At 56.6% G+C, this 25,468-nt stretch carries 21 protein-coding genes; 18 read left to right on the top strand and 3 right to left on the bottom strand.

What is annotated here, in order from left to right:
* Window positions 1-83 precede the first annotated feature (83 nt).
* From purM to DL346_RS20155, 13 genes are all read left to right on the top strand, one after another.
* On the top strand, window positions 84-1,127 hold the full coding sequence (purM, locus tag DL346_RS20225) for a phosphoribosylformylglycinamidine cyclo-ligase (RefSeq protein ID WP_112884196.1): 1,044 nt from the start codon (window positions 84-86) through the stop codon (window positions 1,125-1,127).
* Window positions 1,127-1,738 carry a phosphoribosylglycinamide formyltransferase gene (gene purN, locus DL346_RS20220; RefSeq protein ID WP_112884195.1) on the top strand — a complete coding sequence of 204 codons (612 nt, stop codon included), beginning with the start codon at window positions 1,127-1,129 and terminating at the stop codon, window positions 1,736-1,738. The genes purM and purN overlap by 1 nt, the downstream gene beginning before the upstream one ends.
* A 53-nt stretch (window positions 1,739-1,791) precedes the next feature.
* Window positions 1,792-2,253, top strand: coding sequence for a hypothetical protein (locus tag DL346_RS20215; protein ID WP_133257544.1), 462 nt, complete (start codon window positions 1,792-1,794; stop codon window positions 2,251-2,253).
* 71 nt (window positions 2,254-2,324) lie between these two features.
* The gene (purH, locus tag DL346_RS20210; RefSeq protein ID WP_112884193.1) at window positions 2,325-3,872 is read left to right on the top strand and encodes a bifunctional phosphoribosylaminoimidazolecarboxamide formyltransferase/IMP cyclohydrolase; all 1,548 of its coding nucleotides are present in this window, start codon (window positions 2,325-2,327) and stop codon (window positions 3,870-3,872) included.
* Window positions 3,873-3,889: 17 nt separating this feature from the next.
* Window positions 3,890-5,158: a phosphoribosylamine--glycine ligase gene (gene purD / locus DL346_RS20205; RefSeq protein WP_112884192.1), complete on the top strand. Its 1,269-nt coding sequence runs from the start codon at window positions 3,890-3,892 to the stop codon at window positions 5,156-5,158.
* Between the two features lie 179 nt (window positions 5,159-5,337).
* On the top strand, window positions 5,338-6,777 hold the full coding sequence (locus DL346_RS20200; protein ID WP_112884191.1) for a polysaccharide deacetylase family protein: 1,440 nt from the start codon (window positions 5,338-5,340) through the stop codon (window positions 6,775-6,777).
* A gap of 27 nt (window positions 6,778-6,804) precedes the next feature.
* Window positions 6,805-8,199: an FG-GAP repeat domain-containing protein gene (locus DL346_RS20195; protein ID WP_112884190.1), complete on the top strand. Its 1,395-nt coding sequence runs from the start codon at window positions 6,805-6,807 to the stop codon at window positions 8,197-8,199.
* 22 nt (window positions 8,200-8,221) lie between these two features.
* Window positions 8,222-9,097, top strand: coding sequence for a response regulator transcription factor (locus DL346_RS29565; protein ID WP_240633325.1), 876 nt, complete (start codon window positions 8,222-8,224; stop codon window positions 9,095-9,097).
* Window positions 9,094-10,509: a sensor histidine kinase gene (locus tag DL346_RS20175; protein WP_112884189.1), complete on the top strand. Its 1,416-nt coding sequence runs from the start codon at window positions 9,094-9,096 to the stop codon at window positions 10,507-10,509. The genes DL346_RS29565 and DL346_RS20175 overlap by 4 nt, the downstream gene beginning before the upstream one ends.
* Window positions 10,510-10,901: 392 nt before the next feature.
* Window positions 10,902-12,026: a DUF3048 domain-containing protein gene (locus tag DL346_RS20170; RefSeq protein WP_240633324.1), complete on the top strand. Its 1,125-nt coding sequence runs from the start codon at window positions 10,902-10,904 to the stop codon at window positions 12,024-12,026.
* Window positions 12,027-12,062: 36 nt separating this feature from the next.
* Complete coding sequence (locus DL346_RS20165; protein ID WP_112884188.1) at window positions 12,063-12,848, top strand: class I SAM-dependent methyltransferase; 786 nt, start codon at window positions 12,063-12,065, stop codon at window positions 12,846-12,848.
* A 252-nt stretch (window positions 12,849-13,100) separates the two neighbouring features.
* Complete coding sequence (locus DL346_RS20160) at window positions 13,101-13,715, top strand: DUF47 domain-containing protein (RefSeq protein WP_112884187.1); 615 nt, start codon at window positions 13,101-13,103, stop codon at window positions 13,713-13,715.
* A gap of 18 nt (window positions 13,716-13,733) precedes the next feature.
* Window positions 13,734-14,732 (top strand): inorganic phosphate transporter, encoded by a 999-nt coding sequence (locus DL346_RS20155; RefSeq protein WP_112884186.1) that lies wholly within the window; start codon window positions 13,734-13,736, stop codon window positions 14,730-14,732.
* Window positions 14,733-14,835: 103 nt separating this feature from the next.
* Here the strand turns inward: DL346_RS20155 and DL346_RS20150 are convergent, their stop codons facing one another.
* The 3 genes from DL346_RS20150 to DL346_RS20140 form a co-directional block, all read right to left on the bottom strand.
* Window positions 14,836-16,995 carry an ATP-binding protein gene (locus DL346_RS20150; protein WP_112884185.1) on the bottom strand — a complete coding sequence of 720 codons (2,160 nt, stop codon included), beginning with the start codon at window positions 16,993-16,995 and terminating at the stop codon, window positions 14,836-14,838.
* A gap of 178 nt (window positions 16,996-17,173) precedes the next feature.
* Window positions 17,174-18,895 (bottom strand): methyl-accepting chemotaxis protein, encoded by a 1,722-nt coding sequence (locus DL346_RS20145; RefSeq protein ID WP_112884184.1) that lies wholly within the window; start codon window positions 18,893-18,895, stop codon window positions 17,174-17,176.
* Window positions 18,896-19,116: 221 nt separating this feature from the next.
* Window positions 19,117-19,788 (bottom strand): hypothetical protein, encoded by a 672-nt coding sequence (locus tag DL346_RS20140; RefSeq protein ID WP_112884183.1) that lies wholly within the window; start codon window positions 19,786-19,788, stop codon window positions 19,117-19,119.
* A 234-nt stretch (window positions 19,789-20,022) separates the two neighbouring features.
* Between DL346_RS20140 and DL346_RS20135 the strand changes: the two genes are divergently transcribed.
* The 5 genes from DL346_RS20135 to DL346_RS20115 all read left to right on the top strand — a co-directional run bounded on the left by DL346_RS20135 (window position 20,023) and on the right by DL346_RS20115 (window position 25,358).
* On the top strand, window positions 20,023-20,313 hold the full coding sequence (locus DL346_RS20135) for a YerC/YecD family TrpR-related protein (RefSeq protein WP_112884182.1): 291 nt from the start codon (window positions 20,023-20,025) through the stop codon (window positions 20,311-20,313).
* Window positions 20,314-20,317: 4 nt separating this feature from the next.
* Window positions 20,318-21,100 (top strand): sirohydrochlorin chelatase, encoded by a 783-nt coding sequence (locus DL346_RS20130; protein WP_112884181.1) that lies wholly within the window; start codon window positions 20,318-20,320, stop codon window positions 21,098-21,100.
* Between the two features lie 186 nt (window positions 21,101-21,286).
* Window positions 21,287-22,201, top strand: coding sequence for a diacylglycerol kinase (locus tag DL346_RS20125; RefSeq protein ID WP_112884180.1), 915 nt, complete (start codon window positions 21,287-21,289; stop codon window positions 22,199-22,201).
* A gap of 48 nt (window positions 22,202-22,249) precedes the next feature.
* A complete protein-coding gene (rlmD, locus tag DL346_RS20120; protein WP_112884179.1) occupies window positions 22,250-23,692 on the top strand; it encodes a 23S rRNA (uracil(1939)-C(5))-methyltransferase RlmD in 1,443 nt (480 codons plus the stop codon).
* Between the two features lie 790 nt (window positions 23,693-24,482).
* Window positions 24,483-25,358 (top strand): DUF5677 domain-containing protein, encoded by an 876-nt coding sequence (locus tag DL346_RS20115; RefSeq protein WP_112884178.1) that lies wholly within the window; start codon window positions 24,483-24,485, stop codon window positions 25,356-25,358.
* Window positions 25,359-25,468 lie beyond the last annotated feature (110 nt).

The raw sequence follows: 25,468 nt of genomic DNA, 5'->3' as shown, positions 1-25,468 counted from the left end.
TTCCGACTCCATATCGACTCTCCGGTCACCGGGGCACCTACCTACTTGAACAGCATGATTTATAAATATAAGGAGTGACAATCGTGTCAGAAGCTTATAAACAAGCCGGAGTTGACATCGCGGCGGGCAACGAAGCGGTCGAACGGATGAAGAAGCACGTAAAGAAGACGTTCCGTCCGGAAGTGCTGACGGATCTTGGCGGCTTCGGCGGCCTGTTCGGGTTGAATAAAGACAAGTACGAGGAGCCGGTTTTGGTATCGGGCACGGACGGCGTGGGCACGAAGCTGAAGGTCGCTTTTGCGATGGACAAGCACGATACGATCGGGATCGACGCGGTTGCGATGTGCGTGAACGATATTATCGTTCAAGGCGCGGAGCCGCTGTTCTTCCTCGATTACTTGGCTTGCGGCAAAGTCGAGCCTGAGAAAATCGAAGCGATCGTCAAAGGCATCTCCGACGGCTGCGTGCAGTCCGGCTGTGCGCTGATCGGCGGCGAAACGGCTGAAATGCCCGGCATGTACCAAGGCGATGAGTACGATATCGCGGGCTTTACGGTCGGCATCGTCGACAAGAAGAAGATCATCGACGGCAAAACGATTGCCCCTGGCGATGTCGTGCTTGGCCTCGCTTCGAGCGGCATCCACAGCAACGGCTACTCGCTGGTTCGCCGTTTGCTGCTTGATACGGCTGGCTATAGCCTGGATTCGGAGCTGCCGGAGCTTGGCGGCAAGAAGCTCGGCGATGTCATCATCGAGCCGACCAAGATTTACGTGAAATCCGTGCTTGAGCTGATCAAGCAAGTACAGGTTAAAGGGATGGCGCACATCACGGGCGGCGGCTTCATCGAAAATATTCCGCGCGTTCTGCCGGAAGGCGTCAACGTTGAAATCGCATATGGTTCCTGGCCGATTCAACCGATCTTTAAGCTGATGCAGGAAAAAGGCTCGATCACGAACCGCGACATGTTCACGACATTCAACATGGGTGTGGGCATGGTCGTCGTTGTTCCAGCCGAACAAGCCGAGGAAGCGCTGCGCATTGCACGCGAGCTGGGCGAAGATGCTTACATCATCGGTAAAGTAACGGAAGGTAGCCGTATTGTGACCTTTACGGGAGCGGACGTTTAATGGCCGGCATGCGCGTCGCCGTGTTTGCCTCGGGCTTCGGCTCGAACTTCGGGGCGCTCGCGGATGCGGCAAAACAACAAAGGCTCGAGGGCGCAAGCCTCGAGCTTCTTGTTTGTGACAAGCCTGAGGCGCCTGTGGTTGAACGCGCACGCGAAGCTGGCGTCGATGTGTTTACGTTTCGTCCGCGCGAGTATTCGTCCCGCGAAACGTACGAGACGGAAATCTTGGCGGAGCTCCGCAGGCGAGAGGTGGATTTGATCGTGCTCGCGGGGTACATGCGGATCATCACTCCGCTACTCGTGGAGCCGTTCTACGGCCGGATGATCAACGTGCATCCGTCGTTGCTGCCGGCTTTTCCGGGCGTGAACGGCATCCGGCAGGCGCTGGAGTACGGCGTGAAGGTGACGGGGGTCACCGTTCACTACGTCGACGGCGGCCTCGATAGCGGGCCGATCATCGCGCAGCGCGCCGTCGAGATTGCGGACGATGACACGGAGGAGACGCTTGCGCCACGCATTCATGCGGCGGAGCAGGAGCTGCTCCCGTGGGTCGTGTCGCGGATCGCAGCCGGGGCCGTTCAGCTGGACGGCCGGCGGGTTGTTGTGAAGTAACGAGCAGCTGTTGCCACTAGATCCAGTGGCGGATCAGCTGCACGCTCGACACATTGGCTGAACGAGTCAAAGAGGAGCCCCTGGAGCGCTACATTGGCGGAACTTTGGCAGAACGAGTCAAAGAGGAGCTCCTAGAGCGCTACATTGGCGGAACTTTGGCAGAACGAGTTAAAGAGGAGCCCCTAGAGCACTACATTGGCGGAACTTTGGCAGAACGAGTCAAAGAGGAGCCCCTAGAGCACTACATTGGCGGAACTTTGGCAGAACGAGTCAAAGAGGAGCCCCTGGAGCGCTACATTGGCGGAACTTTGGCAGAACGAGTCAAAGAAGAGCTCCTAGAGCGCTACATTGGCGGAACTTTGGCAGAACGAGTCAAAGAGGAGCCCCTAGAGCACCACATTGGCGGAACTTTGGCTGAACGAGTCAAAGAGGAGCTGCTGGAGCACTACATTGGCGGAATTTTGGATGAACGAGTCAAAGAGGAGCTGCTGGAGCACTACATTGGCTGCACTTAAAGGAAGGTAAAGAAAACAGGATAGAGCGCGTAACTCGCAGGGGAGCGCAATAACTTTTAGGAGGTTCTATTTTGAGCATTCGCAGAGCACTTATTAGCGTATCGGATAAGACGGGGATTGTGGAATTTTCGCGGGCGCTGGCCGGCCTTGGCGTGCAAATTATTTCGACGGGCGGCACGGCGAGCCTGTTGGAAAAAGAAGGCGTGCCGGTCATCGGCATCTCCGATGTGACGGGCTTCCCGGAAATTCTCGACGGACGCGTAAAGACGCTGCACCCGGCGGTGCACAGCGGCCTGCTCGCGGTTCGCGATGACGAAGAGCATCAGAAAGCGATGCAGGAGCTAGGTCTTGACTATATCGATCTGGTGGTCGTTAACCTGTATCCTTTTGCGGCGACGATTGCGAAGCCGGATGTCACGTACGAAGACGCGATCGAGAACATCGATATCGGCGGCCCGACGATGCTTCGTTCGGCGGCGAAAAACCACGCATTCGTGACGGTCGTCGTAGACGCAGCAGATTATCAATCCGTTCTGGACGAAATCAAAGCAAGCGGCGACACGACGCTGGATACTCGCAAACAGCTGGCAGCCAAAGTATTCCGCCACACCGGCGCATACGACGCGCTGATCTCGGACTACCTTTCGAAGCTGCAAGGCAATCCGCTTCCAGAGAGCTACACCGTAACGTACGAGAAAGTGCAAGATCTGCGCTATGGCGAGAACCCGCACCAAAAAGCGGCGTTTTACCGCAAGCCGCTCGCATCCGCCGGCAACATCACAACTGCGGAGCAGCTGCATGGCAAGGAGCTTTCCTACAACAACATCAATGACGCGAATGCGGCACTCGCTATCGTGAAGGAATTCAACGAGCCGGCCGTCGTCGCGGTGAAGCATATGAACCCTTGCGGCGTGGGCATCGGCAGCGACATCCACGAAGCGTACAAAAAAGCATACGCAGCCGACCCTACCTCCATCTTCGGCGGCATCGTAGCGGCGAACCGCACGATCGGCGAAGAGACGGCGAAGCTGCTGAGCGAGATTTTCCTCGAGATCGTTATTGCGCCGGACTTCACGCCTGAAGCGCTGGAAGTGCTGACGAAGAAGAAGAATATCCGCCTCATGAAGCTGGGCGAGATCCAAGCGGCAGGCGAGCGCAAGCCGGAGTGGCTCGTGACTAGCGTTGACGGCGGCATGCTGGTGCAAGAGAGTGACGTGCACAGCCTGACGGAAGAGGACATCAAGGTCGTGACAAACCGCAAGCCGACCGAAGAAGAGCTTAAGCAGCTGCTGTTCGGCTGGAAGGTCGTCAAGCATGTGAAGTCGAACGCGATCCTGCTGTCGGCAGACGACATGACGGTCGGCGTAGGCGCAGGTCAAATGAACCGCGTCGGCGCAGCGCGCATCGCCATCGAGCAAGCAGGCGAGAAGGCAAAAGGCGCGGTGCTCGCATCCGATGCGTTCTTCCCTATGGGCGACACGCTGGAGCTTGCGGCAAAAGCAGGCATAACGGCCGTCATCCAGCCGGGCGGTTCGATCAAGGACGAAGAGTCCATCGCGGTTGCGAACGCGAACAATATTGCGATGGTGCTGACGGGCGTCCGTCATTTTAAACACTAGGACGGGGAGGGCTTCCTTTGCGGATTATGGTTATCGGCGGCGGCGGGCGTGAGCATGCCATCGTCTGGTCGCTGAACAAGAGCGATAAAGTTAGCAAAATCTTTTGTGCACCCGGCAACGCGGGTATCGCAGAGCTGGCGGAATGCGTGCCGATTCCGGTTAACCGGTTCAGCGATCTCATTCAGTTCGCCATCGACAACGAAGTGGATCTCGTAGTCGTAGGTCCGGACGATCCGCTTGCGGAAGGCATCGTCGACGCGTTCGAGGCGCACAATATTCCGGTTTACGGCCCTCGCAAGAATGCGGCGGAAATCGAAGGCAGCAAGATTTTCATGAAAAACCTGCTGAAGAAGTACGAGATTCCGACGGCCAAATACGAGACGTTCACCGATTACGAGTCGGCCCTGGCTTACCTGCGCCAGCAGGAGCTGCCGATCGTCGTGAAAGCGGATGGCCTTGCGGCAGGCAAAGGCGTTACCGTTGCGGCAACGATGGAAGAAGCCGAGGAAGCGCTCCATGGCATGATGGTCGGCAAAGTGTTCGGCGAATCCGGCGGACGCGTCGTCATCGAAGAATTCCTGGCTGGACAAGAAATGTCCATCCTAGCATTCGTTGACGGCGAAACGGTGCGCGCGATGGTACCGGCTCAAGACCACAAGCCTGTATTCGACAACGATAAAGGCCCGAACACCGGCGGCATGGGCACCTACTCCCCGCTGCCTCACATTGATCCGGCGATCGTGGAAGACGCGATTGAGAACATCATCAAGCCGACGGCTCGCGCCATGGTTAGCGAAGGCCGTCCGTTCCGCGGCGTTCTTTTCGCAGGGCTGATGATCACGAAGGACGGTCCGAAAACAATCGAGTTCAACGCTCGGATGGGCGATCCGGAGACGCAGGTCGTGCTTCCTCGTCTGAAGACCGATCTGCTTGACATCATCCTCGCATCGATGAACGGCCGCCTCGGGCAGCTAGACATCGAGTGGAGCGACGAGGCAGCGGTATGCGTCATCGCCGCATCCGAAGGCTACCCGGCTTCGTACCCGAAAGGCCGTGTCATCACTGGACTGGAGGCTGCAAAAGCGCAAGGCGCGCTGGTGTTCCATGCCGGTACGGCGCTGGCAGACGGCGGTGAAATCGTGACGAACGGCGGACGCGTGCTTGGCATCGTCGGCCGCGGCAGCGATATCGCGGAAGCGCGCGCGAAGGCGTATGAAGCGGTGAGCGCGATTCATTTTGACGGCATGCACTGCCGGACGGATATTGCAGCGAAAGCGCTGAAATAGGCTTTTTGTATGGAACCCCACGGTTAAACGTGGGGTTTTTGTTTTGCCTACGCCGGCCTTTCTCGGCCCCGGTGTTACTTCTTTGTAACTACTCGATCGCCTGATTCTATTAGCATAGAGGTATTGGGAGAGTGAAAGAAGAAGTAGTTTGAAAACCGGTGCTGTGAGGGGATAGCGGTATGCGGGCTAAACTGGGAGTAGGGCAAAAGAAATATACAGCCGCCTTGATGGCAGCCATCCTTATAACAGGGCTGCTCGCCGGCTGCGGGACTGAGGAGCCTCGGTTATCGGTGCGGACCGTTGCATCGGTTCAGCTTCGATTAGCCGCTCCAATCGAGCGGGAGGCAGCTCGCGGCCATGAAGCGGAGACGGCAGCTTCACCGGGCTGGAAGCACGCAGAAGGCGGGGCGAGCATGGATGCAAAAAGGAGCGCGGCTGGTGGCCTGGCAGCAGTTGCCGGGCAGTCGGTATCAGCCGGGCAGTCGGGCAGTGAAACCGGTGCGGTGACATGGCAAGTGGCTTTGGCCAAGAAGTCGGCTAATGGTGCCAGAACGGCGGCTGGGAGAGCGGTATCAGCCGTGAAGACGGCCAATAGTGCCGGAGCAGCGGCTGGGGAAGCGGTATCGGCCGAGAAGCCGGCGGATGGATCCGGAGCCGCGGCGGGGAGGCCAGACGATGGAGCTGGTTCGGCGGCTGGGCAAGGGGCATCGGCCGAGAAGGCGGCCGAAGGATCCGGAGCGGTGAATGGTAAAGAAGCGGGAGCGGCCGCAAAAACTAATCCGGCGGGTAGTCAGGCTACCGGAGCGGATGCGAAAACGAATACGGCTTCGGAGAAGAAGCCATCCGATACGAGCAAAGTTGACAGTGCCGAAGGAGTCCCTAAACCTGCAAATGGGGCGGGCACAAGTTCGGCTTCGAAAGCCGAATCGGCGGCGAAGCAGCCGCCGGTGAAGCCGGCCGCACTCGATCTGCCGACGGAGCCGGCAGCGGCGTACTCGGTAAAGAAAGGCGCGAAGCTGGTTGCGCTGACGTTCGACGACGGGCCGGATGACCGGTTTACGCCGGCGATTTTGGATATTTTGAAGGCGAAGAAAATCCGTGCGACCTTTTTCACGGTTGGCCTACAAGTGAAGCGCCATGCGAAGGTGATGCAACGCATCAGCCGCGAAGGCAGCGAGATCGGCAATCATAGTTACGCTCATAAGAATTTAACTAAGCTTGACAGCGGCAAAATAGTAGAGCAGATTAAATGGACGGATATGCTAATCGACAAACAGATCGGCTATGTCCCCCGTTTGGTGCGCGCGCCGTACGGCGCCGTTTCGCCGCAGTTGAAGGATATCGTAAAGCAAAACCACCGCGAGCTGATCGGCTGGACGGTCGATACGCGGGATTGGGAAGGCAGCTCCGTTTCGCAGATGAGGGCCAACGTGAGCAAGAATACGCGAAATGGCGGTATTATTTTGATGCATTCCTTTGGGAATAAATATGTGAATAACACGGTTCAGCTGCTTCCTCTGATCATTGAAGATTTGCAGAGTAAAGGCTACACCTTCGTTACCGTGAGCGAACTGCTGGCCGCCAAGTCAAGCGGGAAACCGGCTGCGAAGAACAAGTAGGACCAGCGGTGCGGAAGGAGCGCGAGAATGGACGAACGACAATGGATAAAACGAACCGCTCTTCTGTTGAGCTTGCTGGTTCTGTCCGGATGCCAGATTACGGCGACGCCGGCCGATCTGCTGCTGAATCCGCGTTCCACGCCGGAAAACGCCGCGCTGGCTTCCGCGGTCCGCGAGCTGCTGCCTCCAAGAGCGAAGCTTTCGCTCGCGATGAAGGAGCCCGCGAATTCGGCCGTGATCCGGATGGATGCGGACGGCGACGGGAAACGGGAGGCTTTTGTCGTTTACTCGGATGAAGGCGGCGCGGAGCATGTGATGGTGCTTCGCGGCGCGGATGGGGGCTGGGAGCAATGGTTTACGTTTGCCGAATCGTCCAACTATGGCGTGGATGTACTGCGAACGGGCGACCTGGACCGGGACGGAAAGCCGGAGCTCTTGATCGGTTGGAACCAGTTCGGCGAGCCGCAGCATATGCTGACGCTCTATCATATCGACTCGGCTGCGCAAATCATGGAGCCTCCTAAACCGCTGTCGGAGCTGCCTTATGATACGATGGGTTCGGGCGATGCGGACGGGGACGGCGACGCCGAGCTTGCCTTGATTCAGCTGCAGCGCCAGGAGTTGACGGCGTCGATCGGCATCTATCGTTTTCAAGGAGATCAATTGGGCAAAATAGCCTCGACCATGCTGGACGGGTCGGTGAACGAATATTTGCAGGTCAAGCTAGGCAAAATCGCTCAGAACCGCTACGGCGTACTGGCGGATGCGGCTATCGGGGCAGATGCTTCGACAACGACGATGCTCGCTTGGCAAGCCGAGGAGCTCGTCCCCATTTATCCGCCGGAGGTTTCGGGCGATGATAAGGTGCAGATCAATGCCAACGTACAATTAAGCGGCGACGACAACGGAGACGGGATCTTGGAGCTTCATACGCTGCGCGAAGCGCCCGGGCAATCGCAAGGGATCGCGTACAGCGATTTGCTATGGATCGAGCAGCATAAGCAGTGGAACGGCAACGGTGGCTTCGATGTTGTAGGCGAGCGCTATGTCGATGCCTATCGTTCCTATGAGCTGCAGCTTCCGATGTCGTGGTCGGACTATACGTTTAGAAAGTTGACGGACGGCGGCGCCGATGACGTCGCGTTAGACCGTTATGTCGAGGAGACGAACAAGCGGGAAGAGATTTTGGCGCTGCGCGTTATCCCGGTTGCGGACTGGAGCGAGAAGGAGCAGCTGTTTCAAGAGGAGGGGCGGCGATATGAGCTGCTTGCCAGCGGGAGCGGGCTGGTCTATGTCGCCGTGTGGCGGGACTGGCCTGCGAAGGAGGAAGCGGATGGCGAGCGTGAAGCTTCCGTCAAAGGCGTATTTCCTCCGGATGAAGCCGAGATGAAACGGTTATTCAAGCTGCTGCCGGGGGAATAGGACGTGAAGGAGGGACCTTTGCTTGCGGATTTTGATCGTGGAGGATGAAGAGGCAATTCGCGGATTTGTCCGCATTAATCTGAAAAGGGGCGGCATGGAGGTAACGGAGGCCGAGGACGGGGAAACCGCCTTGGCGCTGGCGCGGGAAGCCTCCCCGCCTTTTGACGTAGCGCTGCTGGACGTGATGCTGCCCGGCATCAGCGGGTTCGACGTGTGCGAGCAGCTGCGCCGGGAGTTTCCGCGCATGGGCATCGTCATGCTGACGGCGAAGTCGCAGGAAGAGGATAAAATCCGCGGCTTGGAGCTCGGCGCCGATGATTACGTGCAGAAGCCGTTCAGTCCGGGCGAGCTCGTGGCCCGGCTGAACGCGTTGAAGCGGCGCATGCTGCCGCTTGGCGAAGAAGCAATGGGCACTGCCGCCGCGGGAGAAGGCGGAACCACCGGCATGGCCGGAGCGAACGCCTCGGGAGCGGCTGGCCATGCAGGCACCGTTCCTCAAGACGGGAACGGCGGCAGCGCCGGCGCGAACGCCGCAGGCGGGTTCGACGACGCCGCGGCAAGCGCCGACGCGTCCGCCACGCGGCGCGGCGAGCTGCGTTCCGGACCGTTCCGCCTGTCTTCGGCGGAGCGCAGACTGTGGAAGGACGGCGCAGAGATCGTGCTGACGCCGACGGAGTGGACGCTTGTGAAGCTGCTCATAGAGCGGGAGGGAGAGGGCTTAAGCCGCGACGATATATTGGATGCGGTGTGGGGGCGGCACTATGTCGGGGATTTGAAGATCGTGGACGTCAACATCCGGCGCATTCGGCAGAAGCTTGAGCGGAACCCTTCCGATCCGCGCCATATCGAGACGCTCTGGGGCTACGGCTACCGCTGGAAACGGAGCGACGAGCAATGAAAAGCCTGCGCACACGCATCGTCTGGAGCTACGGCATTCTTATCGTGCTTGTCGTCGTTACGCTCGGTTCGATGTTCGTGACCCTCGTTTGGAACTATTATTACAGCAGCGCAGTCGGCTCCGTCCTGCAGCGCGCGGAGACGGCAGCTGCCCTGCACAACCGCATGATCGCCTATGAACCGCTCCGGGAGAAGGCCAGATACATGCTGCAAAATATGTCCGTCGGCACCCCGTATCTCCAGCTTCTGGACGGCTCAGGCGCCGTCGTCGTCGACAGCGACGGTCTAGGCGGCGGAGGCAAGCTGGCGGATACGCCTGATGTAAGACGGGCGATCCAAGGCGAGAAAGGGGTCTGGCGGGGCAAGGACCCGCTGACGGGCGAGCGGATCGCGGCGGTTACGCTGCCGGTCAAGCAAGAACAGCGCGTCGTCGCGATGTTCCGCTACACCGCCTCGCTGAAGGAAGTCGACGCGACGGTGCGCAGCGTGCTCTGGATTACGCTGCTTGTCGGCGGCGCGGTCGTGCTGCTCTTCTTCGCGATGAGCGTACTGATCGCGAACCGGATCGCTAATCCGATCCGCAACCTGACGCGGGTTGCCGAGAAGATGGCCGAAGGCGACTGGTCGCGCCGCGCCGCGCTGCAGGATCGCGATGAGATCGGACGGCTGGCGGAAACGTTGAACACGATGGCGTCGGAGCTGACGCGGCGGGAGAAGCTGAAGGAGGATTTCATCTCTTCCATCTCGCACGAGCTGCGCACGCCGCTTACCTCGATTAAAGGCTGGAGCGAAACGCTGGCATCCGGCGATCCTGCCGATGTGGAAGAGCTGAATCTCGGTCTGGCGATCATCGACCGGGAAACGGAGCGGCTCGCGGGGCTCGTGGAGGATCTGCTCGATTTCTCGAAGCTCTATGCCAAGAGCATCGTGCTTCATCCCGAGGCGCTGGATATCCGCAAGCCGGTCATGGAGACGCTGTGTCAGTTTGAAGCGAGGGGGCAGCGCGAATCGGTCACGATAGCAGGCAAAAGCGGGGACAAACCGCTGATCGCCAAAATCGATGCGAACCGGATGAAGCAGGTGTTCATCAACGTACTGGATAACGCGTTGAAATTTACGCCGAGAGACGGGACGATTACCGTTACGGCCGATCAAGAGGATGGCTTCGCGGCGATACGAATCGCCGATACGGGCATCGGCATTCCGCCTGAGGATTTGCCCCACGTAACGGAGAAATTCTACAAAGGCTCGAGCCAGCGGTCCGGGAGCGGACTTGGCCTTGCCATTTGCAAAGAAATCGTCGAGCTGCACGGCGGCACCTTCCGGCTGGAGAGCACGGTCGGCGAAGGCACTTCCGTGACAATCGCGATTCCGCTGCTTGGCGCGCAACAGCCAACAGAGCAGACGAAATAACCCGATCGGCGGCGCCGACCGGGTTATTGATCATGCAAGGCTATTCCTTATAAAACAGCGACTTGTGATTTTTGGCTACGTAAGCAATCGCGATAATAGCCAGCACTATAATAAGGCTGGAGAACCAATGATCCGTCACCCAATCGATAAAAGCAGGCATAGTTAGCCTCCTAAACATAAAGAGAGATAGCACTAGTATGCCAAAAGTTAGGCGAAATTATGCGGATCCGGCGCAGCGGGAGCGTCGTCGATCCGTTTCTGCTTTCCCTGCGATGTTCATCGCGCCGGCCTCCAAAGCCGGTTCCTACCTAGGGCGGCAGACAATACCGCCGTACATGTGGTTTAATAAGGTATGGTTAACGTTCCCTCAAATTCTACAAAAGGTGGGCTCGATGATGAAGGATGTTAAACAACGGTCTCCATTTCGCTTGACGTTCGTGCTAGCCGCAGTCGTGCTGCTCTTAACAAGCGTCCTGCTCATAGGCTGCAATGACAAAAATAAAAATAGTGCCGAAACGACCGCCCCGGTTACCGAACCGGCTCCGGAGAATACCACGCCTCCGGATACGCCGACCGATACGGAACCCATTGATCCGCCGGCCGTTGATCCGCCTCAATATATTGCGCCGCTGACCGGCCTGCCGCTGGACAGCGAATCCACGCAGCGTCCGATCGCGGTAATGGTCAACAACTTCGCGGCGGCGCGCCCGCAGTCGGGGCTGCCCAATGCCGACGTCGTCTGGGAGGTACTAGCGGAGGGCGGCATCACGCGGCTCGTCGCGATTTTCCAAAGCACGACGTCCACGCAGCCGATCGGTCCGATCCGCAGCAACCGGCCTTATCTGATTCGGATCGGCGAAGCCTACCATGCGGTGCTCGCGCATGCCGGCGCCAGCCAGCAGGGCTACGATATTTTGCAGCATCAGGACAAAGATTATCTGGACGAAATCTCGAACGCGGGCGCTTACTTCTACCGTGAGTCGTTCCGCAAGGCGCCGCATAACCTCTACTCCAATCTGGAGAAGCTTCGCGCAGGCGCGGCGAAGAAGAAATACGCGGATACCGTCGATATTCCGGCGTATCCTTGGTCGGAGACGGGTGCTACCTCGGCAGGCAACGATGCCTCGGAGGTCGAGATTCATTTTCTGCTGAAGGATTACAAGCTCTCTTATACCTATAACGAGGCAATGGGTCTCTATGAGCGCTTCATTAACGGCAAGCCGCATACCGATCTGACGACGGAGAAGCAGCTGACGGCAGCGAATTTGGTCGTGATCGGCGCTAAGCATAAGACATACGACGATTATGGCAGGCTGGAAATCGATCTCGAGAGCGGCGGTCCGGCCATGCTGGTCCAGAAGGGCAAGAAGATCGACTGCACTTGGGAACGGAGCAGCGACGGCGTGATTCGGATTATGAAGGACGGGCAGGAGCTGCCGTTCGTACCCGGTCAAACGTATTATCACATCGTTCCGATGACGCCAACGATTGCGGGGCATGTGAAGCTCGGCATATAATGGAGTGATTAGACGGTAAGTGGAGGATTGGCAGCAGTGGAACCGACAACGAAGCAAAATGAACAATCCTGGAACACCGGCGCGTACGGCGCTTGGCTGCAGCGCTTCGGCACCCCGGCTGAAGCGGCTGCCAAAATCAAAGCTGCGCCGGCGAAGCGCGTCGGCACGGCTCTTGAGCATATGGGCGAAGTGAGCGGGAAGCGGATCGTCAATCTGCTTGGCTCGAACGGGAATAAGGCGGTCGCGCTTGCGCTGCTCGGCGCCGACGCGACGGTGATCGATTTTTCGCAGGAGAACGAGCGGTATGCGCGGGAGCTAGCCGCCGAGGCGGGCGTTCCGCTGACGTATATCGTGGCGGATGTGCTGAAGCTTCCTTCCGGCGTGCTCGACGGCTCCTATGATATCGTGTACATGGAGTTTGGGATTTTGCATTATTTTCTCGATCTCGCGCCGCTCTTCGAGGTGGTGCGCGGACTGCTGCGCCAAGGCGGGAAGCTGGTGCTGCAGGACTTCCATCCGGTATCGACGAAGCTGATCTCCTCGCGCGGCACGACGGCGAACATTCGCAAGCATAAGGTGACAGGCGACTATTTCAGCAGCGAGCTGGAGGAGAAGGAGGTCGCCTTCGCCAAGTTTACGGTGGAGCAGGGCGGCGAGGTGCCGAAAGTGCTGCTGCGCAACTGGACGCTGGGCGAGATCGTGACCGCGGTTGCGGGCGGCGGGCTATGCATCAAGCTGCTCGAGGAGCTGCCGAACGGCTCGTCCGATGTGTTCGACAAGGGCATTCCGAAGACGTTCACCATAGTGGCTGAGAAGCTGTAAATCAGGGAAACCGGCGGTTGTCCGGTTTCTTTTTTTTGCCTGTTAGCGATTAAAATCGGATGCGCATGAAAACAATAGAAGTGCACGGCAGACTTGGAAGCGCAATTGTGAATGAAAAAAGTGAAATAAGTCATAAAACCTTTACAATCCCTTAACAATTGTTTTGTAAACTATGTTAAGATATTGTCGTTTCAAGTGACAATTGTATTAATTTACCGTAACGCAAATACCGCGGTGGCGAAGGGGATAGTTATGTTTAAGAGAAAGAACGATGTGTTTTTTACAACGCTGGAATCCATGGCGGATACGATTTTGGAGGGCGTGCTCTTCTTCGAGCAAAACGTTTCCAAAATTAAAGACGCTGGGCAGTTCGCGAAATCAATGAAAGAGTACGAAAGCAAATGCGACCGCCACGTACATACGATTCTGACCGAGTTGAACAAGACATTCATTACGCCGATCGAGCGAGAAGACATCATGAAGCTTACGACGTCACTTGATGATGTGCTCGATGGCATCGAAGCATGCGCATCCCGCTTTGAAATGTACAATATTACGCAGCCGGACGAGTATGTCACGCTGTTCGCCGAGAACATTCTCCGTTGCGCGCAGCAAATCAAGAAAGCGATCTATCTGCTCTCCGAGAAGAAGCTGCTGGCGATGCGCGAGCCGGCGATCCATATCAACGAGCTGGAGAACCAAGCGGATGACCTGCTTCGCGTCAGCGTGAAGAGCCTGTTCGCGAACGTGACGGATCCGATCGAGCTGATCAAGCGCAAAGAGATTTACGAGCGACTGGAGCAAACGACCGACTACTGCGAGGATGTCGCAGACACACTCGAAACGATCATTATGCGCAATAGCTAAGGAGCGGGACGAGCAGTCATGGACATTTACATTTGGGTCGGCATAGTCATCTTTCTAGCACTGGCTTTTGACTTTATTAACGGGTTCCACGATACGGCCAACGCGATTGCGACGTCCGTGTCCACGCGGGCCTTGTCGCCGCGGATGGCGATCATTCTCGCTTCGCTGATGAACTTCGTCGGGGCGGTCATGTTTACGGGCGTTGCAAAGACGATCGGGGGCAAAATCGCCAATCCGGCCAACTTGGACCACGGCTTGCAGGTCGTCGTGGCGACGCTCATCGGCGCGATTGCCTGGAACCTGCTCACATGGTGGTTCGGGATCCCGTCTTCGTCCTCCCATGCTCTGATCGGCGCGCTTACAGGCGCGGTCGTCAGCTCGGCGGGCTTTGATGCGATTAATTCAAAAGGGTTTATCGATATTCTGAAGGCACTTATTTTTTCGCCGCTCATCGCATTTGCTGGTGGTTTCATCGTGATGTGGATCTTGAAGCAGATTTTTGCCAAGGCCAATCCGCATCAGATTAACAAAGGGTTCCGTTCCGGACAGATCTTGACGGCGGCGTTCCAATCGTTCACGCATGGTACGAACGATGCCCAGAAAGCGATGGGGATCATCACGTTCGCGCTCGTGGCGGCGGAGATCCAGGACACCACGGATTATATCCCGTTATGGGTCAAGCTCTCGGCAGCAACGGCCATGGCGCTCGGTACCTCAATCGGGGGATGGAAAATCATCAAGACGATGGGGACGAAAATTTTCAAAATCGAGCCGATCAACGGCTTCGCGGCGGACATCACGTCGGCAACCGTCATCCTGACGGCAACGATGACGCATCTGCCAGTCAGTACGACGCATGTCATCACTTCCTCCATTCTCGGCGTCGGCAGCGCGAAGCGCTTCTCGGCTGTCAAATGGGACTTGGCAGGACGTATCATCATGTCGTGGATCATCACGATTCCGATTACGGCAGTGCTCGCGGCTTTGCTTTACCAGTTGATCGCATTGTTTATCTAGAAACAGCAAAAGGCTGAAAGGCCCTCAAGCAGCACGATCGTGTGCGCTTGCGGAGACTTTCAGCCTTTTTTATGTACATGCTGTTAGGTGTGGCAGATGGGTTCTACAAGCCCGCGGTTAGCTGATCGAAAACATGGTCGGCGAGCTTGCGGGTGCCTTTCTTCAAATGGCGGTAATAAGTCGTCATCGGCATGCTGAGCCGTGAAGCGACCATCTCATGGCTGCCGATCCGCTCGAGATAGAACAGGCGCAGGATCCGCGCTTGCAGCTGCTCCTGCTGTTTGCCTTCGACTTGCGCCGCAAGGAATTGGGCCACGACTTCGGTGATGCGAGCTGCAAACCGTTCCTTTGGCTCGCCGGTTGCTTGGCCGGGCAACATGTTGCTAATTAGGCTTAACAAAGCATGTTCGCGGTTAAGCCGATGATAATTTTCCAGCATCAGCTTCACTAGCTGGCAGCGGTCCGGCACGGCTGGTTGCACGAGAGGCTCCGGCTTCTTCGCAAGCAGAGGGAAGCGCTCAGGGGCGCTTTCGCTTTCCCTATCGAGCTCGCGCGAGGGAATGCGGTGAAAGAAATCGTCGCCGCGCAGGTCGATGCGGGCGGCCTTGTAATGCAGCCCTCCGGGGGAGCGGTAATCGGCCCAAGGCAGCCGTTCGAACCCGAGCCGGCAGATCGATTCGATCGGGCCGACGACCGGAATCGACGTAAATACGATACGGCCCGTCAGCTGCATGCCGAGCATGTCGCGGATGAGCAGTCCGATTACGTCCGGATCGTATTCAATGACGGTTCCGAGCAGCCAGAACATATACTCGTTCCCGTCCGGATCAGCCGGGCTTTGCTCAAAGTAGCCGCGCAGCGCGTTATTATCGGCCATAATGGCTCTTACGTCTTCATTCAGCTGGATAAAGGCATAAAATCCGACCGGCAATCCCCGGTGCTTCACGACCCGAATGGAGCCGGGATCCTGCCTCCAGATTGCATGGATGTAGGCTTGCTGGCCGGTATCGTCAGGCAGATACGGCGGTAGCTTCGTCATGGAGCGCTCATAAATCGCGATGACCGCATGGAGGTCGGTTTCGGTCGCTTGCTGGATGTCGAAGCCGTCGCCATCGCCGGCGAAATGATTGCTTTGCATAAACGAATCCGAAAGCAAATACAGCTTCTGAAGGCGGAGCATCCGCTTTTTGCTCTCCGAATCGCCCTCCTCCAGCATCCGCCATCTTCGTTCGACCGCCCGCAGCGCACGCTTCTTATATTGAAGGCAGGTGTCGGGGGCGCGCCGGACCAGCTCGTCGTTCATCCATCTGCGCACGCCGTCGAGGATGCTGTAGCCTCCGGGACCGAAGGGCATCACGTAGGGCAGGCTGCAAAATTCGCACATTTCGCTGCGCATGATCGTCTCGCCAAGCATCTCTTCCAGCAAGTCTTGATCGAACCACCAAATCAGCGAGGCCGCGGATAGAAGCCGTTTCACCATCGCGGGCTGCTGGCCATCCTCGAATAGCGTGCGGTCCATCATCGCGATAATGGTCGTCATTTGCGTCCCGGCCAGAAAGGATTGGGCGCCGTGCTGCAGGATCGATTCGCAAGCCAAGGAAAGCGCGAGCGGAATGCCGCCGGAGAACAGCTTTACCCAATCGCGGAGCGCTTGGTCTTCAATGCCGATAATAGCGGTATAGCGGTCGATATCGAATTTCGTGAGCGGGGAGAGTCTTATGTTGCGGATCATGCCGATCCATCCGGCGGCGGATATCCATTCCTCGTTCAAGGGGTATCGGCCGGCGGTGAATACTTTGATGCGAGTGGTCAATTGTGGAAGCCAGTGGTCTCGAAGCCATGCTGCGATGGGACCTCCCCGGTCAATGCCGTCGAGCATCAGCACCAGCCTGCCGCGCTGGTCCGCCAGGCGATTCAGCCGATCCGCCTCGGCAACGCCGATTGGAGCATGAAGATGAAGATCCGTTGAAGCTTGCGGAATGGACGGGTACCGGTGCAGCTCGTCCTGAAGGGCATCCGCGAAGTGCACGGGATGCTCGAAGGAACGCACATTTACATAGATGACGATGTCTTCCCCTTGAAGCGTCCGCTCGAAAGCGCGGAGCAATGCGCTCTTGCCGATTCCGCCAGGCCCGTGAAAATGATGCAGACGCCAAGCCGCTTCGTTGTTCTCCAGCTCTTGGGTCATGAGGGCAAGCTCCTTGTCCCGCCCTACAAATCGTTTTTGCTGCAAATCGTTGAGCAGCTGGCGAACGCTCTTCAATACCCATCGCTCCTAAGTGGTCGTGGTTGGCCGTTGACTGTGGCAGGTTCTACTCCATATTATACAGGAGAATCGTTGGATATGTTGGGATTAATTGGGTGAACAAAACGAAAAAAATCCCCCATCACGCCACGCGAAAAGCGTGTCGGATTGGGGGTTTTTCGTGATTTTCATTCGACTAAACTTTGTATTTCATGACCAATTCCTGCAGCTCTTCGGCCATCTTGGCGAGATACGTAGCGGATGCCGTAATTTCTTGCATGGAGGCCAGCTGCTCCTCCGAAGCGGCCGATACGTTCTGCGTTTCCGCAGCCGCGGATTCCGCGGCGCCGGCCACGGCATCGATCGTTTGCACGATTTGGGAGGCGCCTTCGGACATGTCTTGGGAAGCGGTCGACACTTCCTTGATTTGAGACGCGACCTGGGCGATGGCGCCTTGAATCCCTTCGAACGATTGGCCCGCCATCGTCACGACCTCGATGCCATCCACTACCTCCGCGTTGACCCGGTTCATCGTACGGAGCGTTGTGGTCATTTCCTCCTGGATGATGGCCACGACCTCGGCAATCTGCGCGGCGGATTCGGTCGTCTGCTCCGATAGCTTGCGGATCTCGCCGGCTACGACGCCGAAGCCGCGTCCGTGCTCGCCTGCCCGCGCGGCTTCGATGGCCGCGTTCAGCGCAAGCAGATTGGTCTGCGACGAGATGGAGGTGATGACCTCGACGAATTGGCCGATCTGCGAGGAGCGATCGCCGAGCTCCTGCACCGATTGCGTCAAGCCGCTGACCGTCCCGTTCAGCCCGTTCATCCGTTCTACGGCTTGCCGCACGATGACGTTGCCCTGGCCTGCGGATTGGTTCGCCTGCGCGGCGATGTGCGTGACGTGGCTGGCGCTGGCCGCGATTTGCTGCACCCCGCTCGACATGTCATGGATCGCCTTGGCGCCTTGATCGACACTGGCGACCTGCTTGTCCGAGCTGACCGCCATTTCCTGCACGGATTTCGTAATATGGTCCGTCGCCCGGCTCGTTTGTTCGGCGCTTGCCGTCAGCTCCTCGGCCGATGCCGCGACCTGCTCCGCGTTCAGCTTGACGTGGTGGATGAGCGTGCGCAAATTAGCCGTCATCGCGTTGAAATTAGCCGCGAGCGTGCCGATCTCGTCCTTCGTCCGGACGTCGACTTGCTGAGCGGACAAGTCGCCTTCGGCGATGCGGCGGGAGGCGTTCGCGAGCGTCAGGATCGGCTTGACCATGCGAGTGAGGACAATGAACATGATCACGGCTGACGCGATCAGGAAAATCAGAATGATGCCCACCACGCTGACCGTCTCCTGCCAAGCTTTCTCGTTGGTTTTGGAGACGTCGAAATCGATCGCATAGAGGGCCACTACTTTATCGTTGTCTAGAACCGGGTAGAAGCTGCTCTTCCATTCGCCGGTAGAGCTGGTATAGACGTCCGTTGTTTGAATGCTCTTGGTTTCGAAGGCCGCTTGCACCGCCTTCGTAAAGATTTCGCTGCCGCCGGTGTATTCGGACCCGTACGTCATCGTATCCGTGATCATAGACGTGCTCATCGTCGGAATATATAACTTGCCGTCCTTGGTGCTGACCAGATACAGATTGGCAATGCCGGAATTGGATTCTTTGATCAGGTCATTCATTTCCCCGGTCATGGCGAGCGCCGTTGGATTGGACGAGCTCGGATTCGTGAGGATATAGCTGACGTCCGATACGCTAACCAGTCTGCCGAGCAGGTAGCTCAGCGAGTGAAGCTCTTGCTGCATGCTTTGCTCGTTGCTGGCTTTGATTTTGGAATAGACCATGAACATCGTTGAGGCGCCGAACAGAAGCAAAATAATCGAATTAATCAGCACTAGCTTGAATCGAATAGATCCTCTCATGACGTTGTTGTCCCTCTCTGGCCTTAGTGTATGGTGCAATATAAGCGCAATTTGTGCCCGTGCACAGAGTACTATTCTATCATGATCATTTGTCGAGAGAATGGTGCTTTTTACCTAATTTAAGCGTTTTCTTTATGAAGATTTGCCTTGAGTCGGCTGGCGAGGGCATGCGAAAATCGGCCGAAGGCCGCAGTGGTGCGGCTTCCGGCCGATTGCTGCCCTCACTCGGGAGGGAGTATGGGCCTTGTAGGTTTGCGCTTTCGCTTCCGCTGGCCGCCCGGCGTGACGCCGGCTCCTTTTCCTTTGGCAGAGCCCGTGCGCTTCCTCTTGCGGCGTTTCGGCGCGTCATCGTCATCGTTGGCGATGGCGCCTTTCTTCTCCGGTTTCAAGGACGTCGCAAGCACCTTGATGAGCGGGGCCATCTGCGTAATGCTTCCGACCACCTTCTGCACCTTGGCCATCGTGGTAACGATGCCGTCGATGCCGCCTAGCCGATCGACGACGCCTTTCAGGTCGTTTAAGCTGTTGGCCAGATTGAAGCCGCCTTTGGAATCGGACTTCGCCGCAGGTTCAATCACGGTCACGTTTGGGAGATTGCCGTCCGACTCTGGCAGCGGAATGATCTGCTGGCCGGATGCCGGCTGGATCGTGATGGATGGCGTAACGCCGTTTGAGAAATCCCCCGAAGAGAACGGAACCGGCGTTTTGCTGAGGCCGATGCTTTTGTTCAGCCCGACGCTCTTGTTGATGCTTTGAAACGGATCCGGAATGCCCGGGAAGGGGCTTTGGCTTTGATTTGGATTTTGGCGCTGACGTTCATGCTGCAGGCCTTGACCTTGCCCGCCGTTTGGCTGCTCGTAGTTTCTGACGGACGGATCGTAGCGATATTTCACGCAGATCACAACCTTTTTTGGCTTTTTATATAACAGTCTATGGGATAGGCAAACATACGGATTGGACGAATGCCCGCTTTTTGCAAATAATTCGGGCTAATGCAGGGGGACAGCGGCTGATGGGCGAGGGTTTACTTGTTCTTCTATTCTGTAAAGCGCCGCAACGGTGATGCTTGAATAATGAGAGAGAAAGGACTACAATTAGTTTACAATTCATGTAGGAGTGAGCGGGAGATGCAACTGAAGAAGCTGAATGACAAGGCGATCGACCAACTGTTCGAGGCGATTTTGACGCTGAAGTCCGTGGAAGAGTGCTATATATTCTTCGATGATTTGTGCACGGTGAACGAGATCCAGTCGCTGTCCCAGCGGCTTGAAGTGGCGCGCATGCTTGGCAAGGGTGCGACATATAATCAGATTGAAGCAGAGACCGGCGCGAGCACGGCGACGATTTCGCGCGTGAAGCGGTGCCTCAACTACGGCAACGACGGGTACAAAATGGCGCTGGAGCGCTCGGGGCGCTAACGCCATGAAGCCTGGCGTGTTGGTGATCAGCCACGGCTCGCGTGAAGCGGGCTGGGTGAAGCTTGTGGATGAAGCGGTCGCGGCGGTCAAGTTGGACGCCGTGGTGCCGGTTGTATCGGCTTTTCTTGAAATCGTAGAAGGACGTCTGATTCAGGACGGCATAGATCGACTCGAAGCGGAAGGGGTGACGGAGCTTTACGTCCTTCCGCTTTTTGTGTCGTCCGGGAGCACGCATGTGGACGACATTGCGCAGGCGTTCGGCGTGGCTCCGGTGTCGGCGGCGCGTAGCGGCGAGCTGGCGCCGTTTCGCATCGGCGCCGGCACGCGCGTGCGGTTCGGCTTGCCGATCGACGACGACGCGGATATTGCGGAGCTGCTGCTCGGCAATATCGCTTCGCTGTCGGCGGAGCCCGCGCGGGAGCGGCTGCTGCTCGTCGCGCACGGCTCGCGCGAAGCGGTGTTTCACGGCCGCTGGCGCAGCGGCATGACGCAGCTCGCGGAGCGGGTGCGCGAGCTCGGCGGGTTCGCCGGCGCGGACATCGCGATGCTGCTGCCCAACCAGGCGGCTTGCCGGCTGCGCGCGCTGCAGCGGCGGTACCCGGGCGACGTCTTCATCGTGGTGCCGCTGTTTTTGAGCGAGGGCTATTTTACGCGTACCGTCATTCCGGGGCGGCTTGAAGGTCTCGACTACCGGTACAACGGCCGCGCGCTGCTGCCGCATCCGTGTATCGTCCGCTGGATGGAGCGTCAGGTCGGGTGCTGGCTATCTTCGTTCACTTCCTCGTAACAGCTTTGGTTAAATTTTGGAATAAACTGGGCGTTCACATTTGGGAAGTTTGCCATTTAGGTGTATAGTAGAGGATAGTGAACACGAGAGAAGATACGGGCAGCAGTAAGCCGGCTGCCGTGTTGACGGATGCGCGGAAGGCGCTGCCGTACACGGCCCGGGCTGAAGGTGCCGGAGGTGGTCTAGTTGACGATTAAGAGGGCGAGACTGATTTATAACCCGACGTCCGGGCGGGAGGAAATCAAGCGGCGGCTGCCGGATATCCTGCAGCGACTGGAACGCGGCGGCATCGAGACGAGCTGCCATGCGACGGCGAGCGAAGGCGATGCGACGATCGCGGCGGCGGATGCTGCGGACCGCGGCTTTGATTTGATTATCGCGGCGGGCGGCGACGGCACGCTGTATGAAGTGATCAACGGCTTGGCGGAGAAGGACGTGCGGCCGCCGCTCGGGATTTTGCCGCTGGGGACGACGAATGATTTTGCCCGGGCGCTCGGCATTCCGAAGCACTGGGAGTACGCGTGCGATCTCATCACCCAGCAGTACACGCGGCCGATCGATTTGGGACGGGCGAATAATCGGTATTTTATCAACATTGCCGGCGGCGGCTCCTTGACGGAGCTGACCTACGAGGTGCCGAGCAAGCTGAAGACGATGATCGGGCAGCTGGCCTATTATATGAAGGGCCTTGAGAAAATGACCCGCCTGCGGCCAACCGAGCTGCGGCTCCAGGCTAAGGAAATCGGCGAGATCCATGAGGAGATCATGCTGTTCCTCATCTGTAACAGCAACTCCGTCGGCGGCTTCGAGAAGCTGGCCCCGGAGGCAAGCTTGAGCGACGGCCTGTTCGACGTCGTCGTCTTGAAGAAGTGCAACCTCGGCGAGTTCATCCGCCTGGCGTCGCTGGCGCTGCGCGGCGAGCATCTGAACGATCCGCACGTGGTGCATTTCCGCACGAGCGAGCTCGTGGTGACGACGCCGGACTACGTGCAGCTGAACCTGGACGGGGAGTATGGCGGGACGCTGCCATGCACGTTCAAGGTGCTGCCGTCGCATCTGGACATTATCGTGGACGAAGCCGGCAATTCAACTTATAAATAGGTTTAGGCGTGACAACTGAACTGAGGAAAACGGAGCGGGTTAAGAACAATGAGCAACAAGCTGCAAGTACCGGTAAGCAAAAATGAAGAAGTCACCGTCGACATTGTCGGCTTGACGCATGAAGGCGAAGGGGTAGGCCGTGTCGACGGCTTTACCCTTTTTATACAGGGAGCCCTTCCCGGCGAGCGCGTCCGCGCGAAGGTGCTGAAGGTGAAGAAGACGTATGGTTACGCGAAGCTGCAGGAGCTGCTGGTTGAGAGTGAGGACCGCGTTGATGCGCCGTGCGCGATCTATAAGCAGTGCGGCGGCTGCCAGCTGCAGCACTTGAGCTATGAGGCACAGCTGTCTTGGAAGCGGCAGCATGTGGTGGACAATTTGGAGCGGATCGGGAAGCTACGGGTTGCAGCGGGACCGGGCGATGAGGGAATTGTCGTCCACCCGACGATCGGGATGGACGAGCCTTGGCGCTATCGGAACAAGGCAGCCGTGCCGATGGGCATGGCCGCTGTGGCGACAGGCGGGGACGGCGATGGTTTGGTGTCGGCGGAGCGCCTTGTTGGCGGCTTCTATGCGCGGGGGAGCCATCGCATTATTGATATGGACGAGTGCATGATTCAGCACTCGCATAATGACGAGATCGTGGCGCGAGTGAAGGAGATTGGCCGCGAGCTCGATATTACGGCCTACAACGAGGAGACAGGCCGCGGGTTACTGCGTCATGTTATGACGCGTGTCGGCTTTGTATCCGGTGAAGCAATGATCGTGCTGATCACAAACGGGGATCGAATCCCGCAGGTGGATCGCTGGGTTGAGCGGATTCGCGAGGCAGTGCCGAATGTGAAGAGTATTGTGCAAAACGTGAATAAGCGCAATACCAATGTTATCTTCGGCGACGTGACCCGCGTGCTGTGGGGCAGCGAGGTCATCTACGATGAACTCGACGGCATCCGTTTCGCGATCTCGGCACGTTCGTTCTACCAGGTGAACCCTGTACAAACGGTGGAGTTGTACTGCAAGGCGGTAGAGTATGCTGCTTTGACGGGGAATGAGCGAGTGATTGATGCCTATTGCGGCATTGGGACGATTTCGTTGTTCTTGGCGCGCAAGGCTGGCCATGTCTACGGTGTTGAGATAGTGCCGGAGGCTATCGCGGATGCGGAGCGTAACGCGGCGTTGAACAGCATCGAGAATGCCTCCTTCGAGGCCGGTCCAGCCGAAGTTGTCATCCCGCGCTGGCGCAAAGAAGGAATCGTGGCGGATGTGATCGTTGTTGATCCGCCACGCAAAGGCTGCGACGAAGCACTGCTTGAGACGATCTTGGCGATGCGACCGGAGCGGGTGATTTATGTGTCGTGTAATCCGTCGACACTAGCCCGTGACCTACGCGTGCTGGAGGATGGCGGCTATCGGACGATTGAGGTGCAGCCGGTGGATATGTTTCCGCACACGGTGCATGTGGAGTGCTGTTCACTACTTGTTAGGAAACAATAATGTAAAAAACATAGATGTAACGGTGAGTTTGAGGGGATCTCGTAAGAGATCTCCTCTTTCAATGTGATGTGGTGAATCGGGAGTGTAAAAGAACAATTCAATGTCCTTAACGCTTATTTGATCTGAATTGTTACTAGCTTTTACTGTGACTAGGTTTATAATCGTATGGGAAAAGTCCTTTAGTTTTTCAGGCGTAACTATTTCAGAACGATTTGAATTTAGCTTAAGTTCTTGCTCTATTTGTCTTCTACGATCCACGTCCAGAAGCCGGCTTCCTCAAATTTACGTTGTTCGGTAGCTTGGAGTAGATGGACATCCAAATCACTTACATAGGAACATTTGTTCTCCTATTATATGCGAAGAGTTGGCAACTATCCAATGAAAAATTTGGATTTTATCCCCCAGCTCGTTCAGTTGGGCTAGTCAAGTAAACAAGCGCCTCTAAGCATGCAGAAACGCCATACATACTCGGAGGAAGACATCGTTACAGGGGCGATATCTTCGGATTCAAGAATGCCTCTGGCCGCCAAGTCGGAATTTTGGCAGCCTGCGACAGATCTAAGTACAGTCCATTTAAGTTTGTAATACTTTCACCCTGTAAATCTGGAGGCTTTTAGAAGATACTTATAGAAGATTGAAAGTGAGACAATCACTGCAGGGGCGATGCCCTCGGATTCAGAGTAGCCTCCGTCAGCAAAACTGGAATCGCGAATTTAGCTGCCTCCGGCCGGGATTTCCCATTATGACTGTATGATAGGGTGAAATTACTAGAGAATTGGAGGGGGTTTCAATGGGGCTAGAGCGTCATATTTTGAATGGAGAAGCGAAGCAAGAATTAGATAAGCTCGGGGAATTAATAAACAACAGCATCGATAAGTGCGATGAAATTATTTATCGATTTGACGGTCAAACTGTACCTACTGAAACCATTACTAGCGCGCTACTCTTTCGTAAAGCCATTGAGAAAGCGGACGCAATCTTTGTGACTATTGAGCAAGGTGCTGAGCATGCTGCGCAATCCATTTTGCGGGATCTTTTTGAAAATACCGTTTGCTTGGCTTACCTTATACAAGGTGATACCGAGCGAAGAGCTAAATGCTATTATGTAGGCTGGTTAAGGTCTAAGAAGGATATCTTGGAAAGGCTGCTTCCCACAACGGATATTGGACGAGTCGTAGTCGATTTCCTGGGCGATGATTCATCTATTGATCATGATCAAGTAGAAGAAGAATTACGGCGAGTGAAAGTTAAACTGAATTCATCATGGATGCAAGGTATTAATCGTAAATGGAATGACTTGGAGAGACACAGACAAGGAAAAGTAAACTGGTTCTCACTGTACAACGGACCACGATCCATTCGTAAGCTTGCGACGAAGGTGGACATGCAAGCTGAATATGATTTGCTCTACTTTATGTACTCGCTTGAAACCCATTCGTTGAATGCAATTAAATCGCTTGAGCACATTGACGGTGAGGGTTTTCTTAGACCAATTCGAACATATGAAAATCCAGCTACCATCTTAAGAATGGCTCAGAATTACTTATGGAAGTCAGCATTGCTGATTGTCTCAAGATTTTACCCTGAGAATCTGCCTGCTTTTAGACACGAATTCGCTCAATTAGCGATACTTATGCGTTCAGAACAAGGTAGATCAAACAGATAGATAGTCTTCTTATGTAGCCGTATCATAGACTGTAGAAGGATCTGTCCCTCACGAAAGGCGCCGTGAAGGGACAGATTTTTTTACTGTTTTGAGCTATTGTAGCCGTCTTC

This window comes from Paenibacillus montanisoli (assembly GCF_003268025.1).
Taxonomy (GTDB): Bacteria; Bacillota; Bacilli; order Paenibacillales; family Paenibacillaceae; genus Paenibacillus_Z; species Paenibacillus_Z montanisoli.
This window is presented reverse-complemented; position numbering and strand designations above follow the sequence as displayed.